10 protein-coding genes are annotated in these 12021 nt (G+C 26.6%); 5 read left to right on the forward strand and 5 right to left on the reverse strand.

All coding sequences use genetic code 11. From position 1 onward, the window contains the following. Positions 1-34 precede the first annotated feature (34 nt). Positions 35-523, forward strand: a complete 489-nt coding sequence (locus Q0K19_RS06005; protein ID WP_297246311.1) for a hypothetical protein — start codon at positions 35-37, stop codon at positions 521-523. On the opposite strand, the gene Q0K19_RS06010 is transcribed toward Q0K19_RS06005, so the two are convergent. The 5 genes from Q0K19_RS06010 to Q0K19_RS06030 form a co-directional block, all read right to left on the reverse strand. Then, positions 524-1531 (reverse strand): guanido phosphotransferase, encoded by a 1008-nt coding sequence (locus Q0K19_RS06010; protein ID WP_297246313.1) that lies wholly within the window; start codon positions 1529-1531, stop codon positions 524-526. Continuing rightward, on the reverse strand, positions 1521-2069 hold the full coding sequence (locus tag Q0K19_RS06015; protein ID WP_297246315.1) for an excinuclease ABC subunit B: 549 nt from the start codon (positions 2067-2069) through the stop codon (positions 1521-1523). Before Q0K19_RS06015 ends, Q0K19_RS06010 begins: the two co-directional genes overlap by 11 nt. 74 nt (positions 2070-2143) lie before the next feature. Next, the gene (locus tag Q0K19_RS06020; protein WP_297246317.1) at positions 2144-2854 is read right to left on the reverse strand and encodes an IspD/TarI family cytidylyltransferase; all 711 of its coding nucleotides are present in this window, start codon (positions 2852-2854) and stop codon (positions 2144-2146) included. A gap of 14 nt (positions 2855-2868) precedes the next feature. Further along, the gene (locus Q0K19_RS06025; protein WP_297246319.1) at positions 2869-4716 is read right to left on the reverse strand and encodes an MATE family efflux transporter; all 1848 of its coding nucleotides are present in this window, start codon (positions 4714-4716) and stop codon (positions 2869-2871) included. Between the two features lie 270 nt (positions 4717-4986). Then, the gene (locus Q0K19_RS06030; RefSeq protein ID WP_297246321.1) at positions 4987-7362 is read right to left on the reverse strand and encodes a transglycosylase domain-containing protein; all 2376 of its coding nucleotides are present in this window, start codon (positions 7360-7362) and stop codon (positions 4987-4989) included. A 197-nt stretch (positions 7363-7559) separates the two neighbouring features. Between Q0K19_RS06030 and Q0K19_RS06035 the strand changes: the two genes are divergently transcribed. The 4 genes from Q0K19_RS06035 (at position 7560) to Q0K19_RS06050 (ending at position 11346) form a co-directional block, all read left to right on the forward strand. Beyond that, on the forward strand, positions 7560-7952 hold the full coding sequence (locus Q0K19_RS06035; RefSeq protein ID WP_297246323.1) for a DUF4234 domain-containing protein: 393 nt from the start codon (positions 7560-7562) through the stop codon (positions 7950-7952). Positions 7953-8505: 553 nt separating this feature from the next. Then, entirely contained in the window at positions 8506-8886 is a 381-nt protein-coding gene (locus tag Q0K19_RS06040; protein WP_297246325.1) for a PepSY-like domain-containing protein, read from the forward strand. Between the two features lie 230 nt (positions 8887-9116). After that, the gene (locus Q0K19_RS06045) at positions 9117-9992 is read left to right on the forward strand and encodes a hypothetical protein (protein WP_297246327.1); all 876 of its coding nucleotides are present in this window, start codon (positions 9117-9119) and stop codon (positions 9990-9992) included. A 115-nt stretch (positions 9993-10107) separates the two neighbouring features. Continuing rightward, on the forward strand, positions 10108-11346 hold the full coding sequence (locus Q0K19_RS06050) for a hypothetical protein (RefSeq protein ID WP_297246329.1): 1239 nt from the start codon (positions 10108-10110) through the stop codon (positions 11344-11346). Positions 11347-12021: the final 675 nt, after the last annotated feature.

Raw genomic sequence — 12021 nt, forward strand, 5'->3', positions numbered from 1 at the left:
ACTGTAATATTTTAAGATAAAGTAATAAAATATCATGAAATTAATTAAAATATCTGCTTTTTTAATGCTGATAATTATATCATGCTCTAAAGTAAAATCAGAGGCTGATAAAATTACAAGGGAGTACATAGAAAAATATAAGCCCGATATAACAGTAAAATCTGCCTCTATAGATAATATGACTTTATCTGATATTACATTAAATACATTGCTGGAAATAAAAAATAATTTACCTTTTGAGATTCCAATAGAAAAACTTGAAATAAACCTAATTAATTCTTCAGGTGATATATTTGCTAATTCGGTATCATCTGAAGAATCAAATATTATAAAAATTCCTGCAAATGATTCTAGAGAAATGAATATGAAATCTAAGGCCAAATATATGGATTTATTTCAAACAGCTTTAGATGCTATAAAATCAGAAAGTCTTAAATGCAATGCTGATATAATTTTAACTTTTAATGTTTACGGTATGAATTTCAATTTTAAATACAATGTAGAAATTAACTTTATAAAATAGCTATTTTTTTAATATATCTCTTATAACATTAGCCCTTATTTCATCGATATTTCTATAATAGCTGCTTTTTTCATATAAATGCTTTAAATGAGCATTCTTACCTACAAATGCCATATAATATATAGTATCCAAACTTATATTATCAATAATATCATAATAAAGTCCTAATCTGAGCCATAAGCTATAATTGATAAGTTCTCTATATTTTAATGATCTTGCTGCTAATAATATGGCATTGCTTCTGTATATTCTATCTTCTGCCTTTACTCTATCGAGTTTTTTTATTCTATTTCTTATTTTCTTTTCTTTTTCGGATATCTCTTTAACTTTTTCTATAATAGTATCAAGTATGAATTTTTCAGTAACCCCTATCATAATATTGTTACTTAATATAAGCAAACCATTTTTTACATTTACTTCAAGCCCCTTTTTATTGCATTCACTTACAATATAATCTACATTATCAGGAGTTTTCCAAGTAAGACAAGGTACAGCAACACAAACTTCAGCCTTCATAGCAGTACCTATTATATTCGGGGAGCTTGTAAGAAATCCGAACTTTTTATCATAAGAAAAATCTATTCTCTGATCTAAAGCACTCTCTATTTCATAAGCTTTATTAAAGCATTTTTCTAATTCTAATCCTCTTGCTATAGTTTGAATTTCTAAATGTTCATTTGAATTGATCAATAAAGATACATCTTCATCTTCATCTGTAAATAATGATGCATGCACTATATTTTTATTGTTTGGTATAGTAAGATTTTCTATAAGCATTCTAATATTAATAGCAGGCATCTCAATAAGTTTATTATATGATAAATTAAGATTTAATTCTTCTATATTAGATTTTAAAATATTTTCTGTATTATTAAAATCTTCTTTATCCATATTATGAAAGAATCTAATATCATCTAAATTCCTATAAATTGAAATTTTAGAATATAATACTATATTATCATCTTCACCTTTTTTATATATCCAATTTGCTGTATTATTAACGGACATCTTTTTTTTCGCTCTTAGTTTTTTTAGATATTAAATCTTTTTTCAAATGTTCTAATTTATCTCTTATCAAAGCAGCTTCTTCATATTTCTCTATTTTTATAAGAAGTTCTATTTCTTCTCTGTATTTACTAATTTTTGCTTCTATATCTTTATTGGTTAAATTTTTACTTGATATTTTTCCTATATGCTTATTTTCTCTATGTATCTTTTTAATATGCTTGCTAAGTTCTGATTTAAAATACTCATAGCATTTAGGACATGATACTACACCGGTTTTTATAAAATCATCTAAAGAATATCCGCAAACTTTGCATATTTTATTAGAATTCGGAGTTTTTTTCTTTTTCTTTTTGGAAGGCAATGATTTATAATTAGGAAATATAGTATCAATATTATTAAACTCTAATTCTAGGCATTTTTCTATAATATTGCCATTCATTTCGCATTCTTTACATATATGAATTACTCTGCGTTCATTACCTATTATTTCTTGAATATATAATACAGCTTTTTCTTTGCCACAGATATTGCACTTCAAAATTATTGCCCCTAATAACTTATTATTAAAATTTTATCATTTAATAAAAAAAAAAGCAAATAATTAATATGATTTTATCTTAATTTTATAAAAATATCTAAATCTTCTCTATTAGTGATTTTTATATTATCAGATGAACATTCAGCTATTTTAACATCCCCAAAATATTTACTGTATATTTCAGCATCATCTGTAACTAAACCAGCATCTTTATCATTTATATACATTTCTATAGCTTTCATGTAATTATCAAATTTAAAACCTTGAGGAGTAGCTGCCCTATAAAGATAGGTTCTATCAATAGTGTCTGTTATAGTTTTATTATCATTAACCTTTTTAATTGTATCTACAACCTTAGAAGCCAATATGGCAGCATCATATTTCAAAACTGTTTCATATAATAAGGCAATTTCTTTTTTCTTTACCAAAGGTCTCACACCATCATGAATAAATACATAATCTGTTTTAATATCTTCTCTATGCTCATTTAAAAAAGTCATAGCATTATATACAGAATATACTCTCTCTTTGCCGCCGCTTATATAATGCATATTCTTCTTTATTTTTTCTTTTATGAGTTCTTCTTTTTCTATATATTTTTTTATATTTTTTATCTCTTCTTCGGCACTAACTAAAACAACATTATTGAAATTAAATTTAAGCATATTTATAAGAGTATGAATAAATATAGGCTTATTATCAACCTTTATAAATTGTTTTTTTACTTTACCGGCAAATCTTCTTGAGCTTCCTGCTATTAATATTACTAAAGTTGTATTATTCATAAATATTCATTCTCTCAGTTATTTTTTGCATCATTATTTTTATTTCTTAAATTCCTTCTCTCTTCTTTGCGTTTTTGGCTTTCTATTTTTTTCTCTTCTCTTACTCTATGTCTTGCTGCTCTTCTAGCCTGAACTTCCTGCTTCATTTGTAATTTTTTAGCCTCTTTCTCTTTTTTCCTATTTTCATTATATTCTCTGCGTTCTTGATTTCTTTTCTCTCTCAATTCTTTCATCTCTTCAAGCTGCATTCTCCATTCAGCCCTCTCTAATTTTCTCTTTTCTTCTCTCTGTATTTCTCTCTCTTCTTTTTCCTGCATTCTCTCTATCTTTTCAAGTTCTTTTTCTCTAAATAAAACAAGTTTAACAGGGTCTTTTATTTTGCTCAATTTCTCTCTCATCTTCTGAACATAAACTTTTCTTTTACCAATATTTTTAGGGAATAATTTAGCTCCTAAAGCATCTACAAATAATCTAGTCCTTAAAACAAGACTATTTTGTGTTTTCAAATTGATAACAGAAACCCAAGGCACTCTTAATATTATGACAAGTGCTATTACTCCAGCCATAGTATTTGAAAATAAATTTCCCCAGAATACTGACCAATATGATAAATACTTGCTTGTTAAAAGAATAAATATGAATCTCAAAGCCCATATTCTAAGTATGCTTATTATAAGAGGTATTCTAGTTCTTCCAAGTCCAATTAAAGCACCTTGAGAAACCATAGCTACACCAAAACCTAATACTCCAAAAGCAAATATAGGAAGGGATTTATTAGCTACATATAAGTCTTCAGCTTCCCTAGTAAATAATATAGTAAGATGAGGCGTAAGAGGTATAATAATAGCTATAAGAATAACAGCCGTAATAACTGACATTATAATTCCTGTATAACAAGACTTTTTAGCTTTATCATTATACTTCGCACCTATATTCATACTAACCATTGTAGTAACAGCAGAACCAAAAGCAGCAACAAAATTGAAGCATATATTAACTATATTATTAGATATACCCTGTCCGTTTAATACTGCAGCTCCATATCTTTCAACTTCTATATTGATAAGTAAAAATCCAAAATTAGTTAAAAATGTACTAAGCATTGAAGGAACACCTATAATCATAAGTTCTTTCAATACAGTAAAATCAAATTTAAAATCTTTTAAAGATAATTTATCATCGCCTTTCTTTATAAATAAATCATAATACATCCAAACTGTTACTATAGAATAAGTGGAAAATGAAGCTAATACACTTCCAACTACACCCAAATGAAGTAAATAAACATATATAAAATTAAATAATACTTTTAAAAGCAGTAATATTATACTTCTTATAAGAGTAGCTTCAGGTTTACCATTAGCATTTTTTATACCATTATATAAAGCAGCTAAAAATGTCATAGGCATAACAAAGCTGTATAAAGATAAATATGTAAATACATTCTCTTTAATATTAGGAAGAAGATTCATTGATACTAATATACTTACAACATATAGAGTAGGACCCATAGCAATTCCAAACATTACACCTATAACAACTATCTGTGTGGATATTCTTTTTGCATTTTGAAAGTCCCCTAGTCCATTATACTGCCCTACTATAGCCATAGCAGCAACACCCAAACCTTGAGATAATGCCGTCATCATATTGATTATAGGTTCTGCAAAATGCACGCTGCTTGCTATAACAGTACCTGCAACATTATTAAGAAAAAGTCCGTCCATTAATGGTATCATAGACACTACTATACTCATTATAAGAGTAGGAATAGATAACATTATTAATGTATTAGTAATAGGACCATAAAGTATTAAATCACGTCTTGCCTCTGTAGATTGACTTTTAAAAAAACTAATCATACTTATCCTTTAAAATTTCTCGTATAAATAATATAACCGATTATTATATATTTTATATTAAAAAAAATTTTTTGCATAAATAAAACAAAAAAATTAATTTTTTTTGATTATTATACAAACAGATAATTATATTAATAATAATTTTATAGTTTTGATAAAAAACATAATAATATTTAACTATAAAGCAGTATACAAAAATTATTTATTTTTATTTCCATAAATAGTAAATAAATTAGATTTAAGGGAGCTTTTATAAGCCCCCTTTTTATTTTAACTTCTTATATTTCCTAAACTAGGATCTTCTATATTATCTTCAGGAAGCAAGTATATATTATTATTGTTTTGATTATTATTTTGTATGTTGTTATTTTGATTACTATCATAGCTGTTACTATTTTCATCTAAAGGAGTATAATAAAAATCTCCCTCATCTTCCATCATAGCATCATTAGTTGCATCATTTCTAGGAGTACCTGTTCTAATATGATCTATAGGACATTGAGTAGATAAATCAACATTTCCTCCCACTGTAAGCGGTGCTACATTTACACAAGTATGATTTCTAGGAAGTCCTGAATCCTGGCAAATTTCTACTATCAATACATCATTAGGAACAGGCCAATTAAATTCCCTTTTAGACGATGGAGTTATAGCATCAAGATATTGAAATGTAGCTAAAGCAGTAGTAGCTCCTCCTGTAACATTATTTGGAAGCAAATCATTTCTATCGCTTCCTATCCAAGTAATTGTAACTATTTCATCATTATAGGCAGCAAACCAGTTATCTCTGTGTTCGCTTGTAGTACCTGTTTTTGCTGAATATGAAGGATATTTAAATCCATAAGTATTAGCACTTCTATATGCTGTTCCGCCTGGTGCTATTACTTTCTGTAAAGTAGTATTTAAAAAATAATAAGATGACGGAGATGTTGCACTTATTTTATGTGGTGTTCTATCAACCAAAGCTGTAACGCTAAGCTCATTGCCGTCCATATCAATTATTTTATCTACTATATAAGGCTCATATTTAATACCGCCATTAGCCAATGCACTATAAGCAGAAGCCAAATCAAGCGGACTCATCTCCATAGTTCCTAAACCTATAGATAAAGCATTCGGTATATAAGCATTTTCTCCAAAAAATTCCCTTGAATGTTCTATAAAATAAGAAAGTCCTATATCATTTAATAATTTCACAGCTATTGTATTAATAGATTTTGATAATGCTGTTTCTAAAGTTATTTCGCCTCTATACCTTCTGTCAAAATTTCTAGGTGAATATGCAGGCTTTCCTGTACCCTGAGGATAACTATAATTAGTATCTAACATAGTAGAGAAAGGCTGTGCTCCCCCTTCAAATGCATATAAATATATAAAAGGCTTTATTACACTGCCTATTTGTCTTTTTGCCTGAACGGCTCTGTTAAATTGATTTTGCAATGTATATCCGTCTCCACCTATCATTACAAGCACTCCGCCTGTTTTTGGGTCTATTGATACCATTGCCCCCTGATAACTTCTGTTTGAAGAACTAGCCTGCAATTTTCTTATATTTTCTTTCATAACAGAATCAGCTACTCTGTAATATCTTTCATTTACTGTTGTATATATTTTTAGTCCGGATAATGCAAGCTCATCTTTATTAAAATAATTTAATAATTCCTGTCTTACATATTCATTGACATAAGGTGTTCTATTTACTGTCATTTTCCATTGAGCACCTTTTACCTGCTTATTGATATTAGTATACTCTTTATCAAATAAAGCAAGTTCAGCTTCCATAGTTTCTTTATCTATAATCTTATTTTTTACAAGTCTTGATAATATCTGCTCTACTTTTTTTCTGCTGTTATCTGGGTTATTTACTATAGAATAGTATGTAGGGTTTGGAAGCATACCAACTAATATAGCATATTCTAATAATCTGCATTGTCTTAAAGGCTTATTGAAATAATGATTGGCTGCAGCTTCAAATCCGTAATTTCCATCTCCAAGATAAACAGTATTGAAATACATAGCTAAAATTTCTTTCTTAGTATATTTCTGTTCTATCTCTCTAGCTGCAAACATTTCAAAAAGTTTTCTTTCTATAGTTCTTTCGCTTTTAGTGAATAATAATTTAGCCAACTGCTGGGTAAGTGTAGAACCTCCGCCTATTATTTTTCTAGTTAAAATAGTTCTAATACCTAAATAGGCTGTTCTGAAATAGTTAATACCTTTATGAGAATAGAATTTCTGATCCTCCATCAAAAGCAATGTCTGCTCCAAAAGAGGGTTAATATCATCAACATTAACAACCTCATAAGCTGGAGGCATATACTCACCTATCAATATATTATTTCTATCATATATCTTTGTAGGAGGAGAATCTCCGAAAGGATTTAAAGGATTGAAATATCTTATCCTTTTTTCATTGCCTCTTATAACTATTATATCATAGTATTCTTCAAGCATAGCCATACTTTGATCTCTTCTGGCTACCCAATCTTTATATACGCCTCCGACAAAGTAAATACCTATTATACCTACTGTAACGGATATGAATAAACATACTATAAAAATAGTTAATATAAATTTCTTTAACTTTGATTTTTTCTTCTTTACTACATTGTTATTACTATTATCTTTGATTTTTTTCTTAAACATTTATCACCATATTAACATAATTATATTATACTATATGATACTATAATATATATAACATTGCAAGCGGAATTTATTGAGAATTTTTTATTATTGATAACAAAAATTATTAGCTTTACATATTCTAAAATTATAATTGAATTATACATTTTTATATATTAAACTAAATAAAAAACATTTTATAAGTGAATATATTTATTATGAAGAATTTTCAAACTAAATCATTATTAACTGTAGCAATTTTATCAATAGTAACATGCGGTATATATTTTATTTATTGGATTTATGTTACAACAAATGATGTTAATAACTATATGGAACAGGAATATATTAACCCAACATTGGCTGTTGTTTTATCAATAATAACATGCGGATTATTCGCTGTATATTGGTTCTATAAATATGGAACAATAGTATTTAATGATATGAGCAAAAAGGCTGAACTAGACAGTTATGGTGAAAGTGCTGCCGTTTTGGCTATACTTCTATTTATACCGTTTGGATATATTTATTCTATTATAGCTCTTCAATCTAAACTTAATATTATCTTCACTAAATATTCAGATAATGATTCAGAGAGTAATATACAATAAAAATTTTTACTTATTTTACAACATTTACACCGCACGCTGAATAAATTTACAAATATAATACAATTCTTAATTTTAATGCAAATCATAAACAAAGTTAAGTTAATCGTGCGTTAAATAGATTTTTAAAATTAAATAAAGCCTGGGTGGGTGCTATATTTTCTAATAGCGTAGAAAAACAAAATAAAGTAAAAATTTCATAATGATGCCTTTAAGAATAAAGGGCGGGATATGTAAATAAAATTTTTAACTGTAAAAGCTAATATATTTATATTAAAAAATTATAATTTTTAACTAGAATTTCCAGTTCATTTCTAATTTTCATATAAAAATATTATATTTATAGCCAATTTTGCAGTATTTGTAAATATATTTTACACTAATTCTTTTTATACAGCTAATTTATGTATTATATGTATTACAATAATCTATTTTTAAATTAGTTTTGTAAAATTATTGTAAATTATTTGTAAATAAATATTGCTTATTTTTTACATTCTGCTATAATTATAAATGTAAAGAGAATTTACAAATACCAACTGTAAGGAGATACAATATGACTAACAGCTTAAACCTTTTTATTAAAATTACACCTAGCCAATTACCTGAAAACATTAGAAGATTTATAGCTTCTAATTACAGCAAGGCTAAAATCGTTTATATTGATAAAGTAAAAGATCAGTATGAAATCAAATTAAGTAACGGCACTTATATAAACTTTGACAAAAACGGAGTTTGGAACTATATAAGCAGCGATGATAAATTATCTGAAAATATACTTCCAAAAACTATAGCAAGCAAAATTAAAAACATAATGAAAAAATACAATAATGCTTATGTTTTTGAAATCAGCAAAAAAATAGAGTTTTACAGAGTAAGATTAACTAACTCTTTAGAAATCTGCATAAAAAATAACGGTCAATTAATAATGGCATAACTTTTAAATATTTGTATCTCTCTAAAGTAATTAATTATATATTTAGGCTTGAGTCTTTAATTAGATTCAAGCCTTTTATTTTATAAGCATAAATTTTAAAAAAATAATAAAAAAATAGCACATAAATTTCTAACTTTATTATATTTATTATCATATTACTATTTAGTAAATATTATTATATAAAAAACAATTTACAAGATAGATAATATATTGAAAATAAAGGATATACTATGATAAAAAAAACAATATACTACATCTTTACATTTTTATTATTCATATTCTTCATAAGCTGCGGAAATAATTCTAATAATGTAACAAACCCTACATCTTACAACAATCCTGCAACAGAAGCTATAAATAAATACACAGTTAAAGGAATAGATAATAAGTATAATTCTACTTGGAAATTTTTCAATGCTGACAGCACAGGAAATGATTCAGTTGATGTTGTTATAGAAAATGGCGGAATAAGTGGTTTAGTAATATCAAATAAAACTGATAAGGTTAATTTTGATAAAAATGCTATTTACAGCATAAAAGAGGAAAATAAAAATAAATACTATGACAGATATTATGGATATATAGTAAGTTCTGATAATTGGGTTGGAGAGATTCAATTTCCTACTGATGAATTTGAAACTGTTGGATATATTTATATAAAAAATAAAAAAACTTCAGATATAATAGTTGGCATGATTGATAAAGCTCCAGGACCTAGAGAAGGAATAGATAAAGGATACTGGGAAAAAAGAAGCAGAACTGATAATGGATTAAAAAGAACTGTAGATATACAAAAAGATTTTGTAACATATTATGAGAATGATGTTCAAAAAGTGAAAATACCTTCAAAATTCTTTGAATTATCTAAAGGAGATGGTTTTTACGGATATAGTATAATGCTTGGACTTTTATATCCTGGTGTATCAATAAATGTATACAATTCCCAAAACTCAAGTATATTACCTAGCGTATATTTTGAATATATTGATTACAATTATTATCTTGATATACAATTAAGAGATGACGGAGTGCCTATTTCTGCAAAATACAATAAAAAAGAAACTATATATTCTTCTGGAGATATGTTATATTCTAAAGAAAACTAATTCGTTATTTTAATACCATAAATTTATATTAGATGCTTTAAATAAAATTTTTATTTAAAGCATTTTTATTTTTAAACGAAAATTAAAACGATATTTTTATTTAATGGTTGTTTATATGAATAAATACATAATTATATTTTCTATAATACTTACTTCTGTATTATCGGCTAATAGTTTTAAAGTTATATCCAGACAGGGAGAAGCATCTGTAATTGTTAATGAAGAGCATGCTGACATGGATATAAAAAAAAGTTTTCCAGATGATTATTTCTCTATATCTACAAAAGAGGAATCGTATTTAGTAATAGATAACGGAGAAAAATCAATAATACTTATGCCAAGTTCAAAACTTACTTATGAAAATAATAAATTCACTTTGGATAATGGATATATTTATATAAAAAGCAAACATAATGATGATATTCAAATGACTTTAACAAAAGACGGCAAAGGATATAATTTCAAAGGAAAATCTTTTGCTGTTGTATCTTATGATGATGAAGTATCTGTTATAACATATAATAATGCTGTAAAAATAACACCTGAGGCATCTTTGGGAGTAAGCTATTTTTTAGAGCCTCATCATAAAACATCTATAATACCAATGCTTAACGGTCCTTATAGAACTACAGAAAATGAAAAGGCTTTAATAGAAAATGTATCAAGACAATTAGAAAGCGAAGTAGCAAGCCATTTAAATGAAGATATAGACAGATATAATTTTAAAATAATGGAAGGCACAAAGAATGAAAACACTATATACAGAGTGGTTCACCCAGAAAAAGGTCCTAATATATTTTTAATAGTGCCTCATGGAAGCGAGAGAGTTGGTACTGATGTTGCTATGGAAAGAATAACTATGCCTATAAAAAAAGGAAGTCTTACTATTGTACCTATTGCCGTACCTGAAGCATATAGAAAAAATACTAGGGCCATAGAAGGACAGGATATAAATAACAGATTCTTTGATAAAAGTATAAGCAGAACTGATACTGATAAATTAGCTAAAGAGTATATGGATATGCTTGATGAATATGATATAGATGTTGTTCTTACTCTTCATGAAGGAAATGGATTTAAAGAATTCTTTGGTGATTCAATAATATATGATACTAGAAAATTAGATGATAAAGTTGTAAAAGTATTGGATAATATAAACTCAAGAATAGAGCCTATGAAGTTCAAATTCAGACAGATGTATTATCCTATGCCTACTACTATTACTTATTATGCTGCTAAAAAGAATATAGAATCTTTTGGAATAGAGCTTACAAGAAATTTAGATTATGATAAAAAAAGAATTATTATGCATACTATATTAAGCGAATTCTTAAAAATATATGGGCTTGAATAAAATATAAAAACAATTATATTTTGAAATTTTATTTACATACCCCGCCCTTTATTCTTTATTGCTATAATCTGCAATTTTAAATTTCCTTATATTTAAAATCTATTAAGAAAATAAAGCACCCGCCCAAGCTGTAATTATATTTAAAAATTTATTTAACGCACGGTTAACCAAATTTAAAATATAATTTAAATGTTATAATCAATTCGCTCATATTTATAATTTTACTCTGCGTGCGTTGTGGAAGTAATAAATAAAAAAATCTCTAGGGTGGGAGCTATAAATTCTCTATAAGCAATAAGAAAGAAAAAATTAACATTGAAAAATAAATTAATAAGAATATAGGGTGGGGAATGAAAATTTAGCCTTGATATTATAAATCTCAGGTTTTATTATAAAAAATCCGCCGCCTGAAAGGCTCTGATAATAAATTATCAGACGGCTGTCAATTTTTTATAAAGACTACAATTTTATTATTGTTATGCTCGCCTACGCCTAAAGGCTTAACTTAATAAATTAAGTTAAGGGCTTCGGCTCGCTTTTATATTTAAATTCTAATATTTAAAAAATTATTATTTTTTATTATTGCTAATAAAAATTGTTCGCTCAAAGGCTCTGTCAAGTAAACTTGCCAGAGGCTCACAATTTTTATAATTAGCTTTACAATATTTAAAATTA

This window comes from uncultured Brachyspira sp. (genome assembly GCF_944393015.1).
GTDB lineage: Bacteria > Spirochaetota > Brachyspiria > Brachyspirales > Brachyspiraceae > Brachyspira.

Coding starts and splice junctions, on each gene's coding strand:
- Q0K19_RS06040 (WP_297246325.1), top strand. CDS start 8,506: ATGACTAACAGCTTAAACCTTTTTATTAAAATTACACCTAGCCAATTA.
- Q0K19_RS06025 (WP_297246319.1), bottom strand. CDS start 4,716: ATGATTAGTTTTTTTAAAAGTCAATCTACAGAGGCAAGACGTGATTTA.
- Q0K19_RS06050 (WP_297246329.1), top strand. CDS start 10,108: ATGAATAAATACATAATTATATTTTCTATAATACTTACTTCTGTATTA.
- Q0K19_RS06005 (WP_297246311.1), top strand. CDS start 35: ATGAAATTAATTAAAATATCTGCTTTTTTAATGCTGATAATTATATCA.
- Q0K19_RS06020 (WP_297246317.1), bottom strand. CDS start 2,854: ATGAATAATACAACTTTAGTAATATTAATAGCAGGAAGCTCAAGAAGA.
- Q0K19_RS06035 (WP_297246323.1), top strand. CDS start 7,560: ATGAAGAATTTTCAAACTAAATCATTATTAACTGTAGCAATTTTATCA.
- Q0K19_RS06010 (WP_297246313.1), bottom strand. CDS start 1,531: ATGTCCGTTAATAATACAGCAAATTGGATATATAAAAAAGGTGAAGAT.
- Q0K19_RS06045 (WP_297246327.1), top strand. CDS start 9,117: ATGATAAAAAAAACAATATACTACATCTTTACATTTTTATTATTCATA.
- Q0K19_RS06030 (WP_297246321.1), bottom strand. CDS start 7,362: ATGTTTAAGAAAAAAATCAAAGATAATAGTAATAACAATGTAGTAAAG.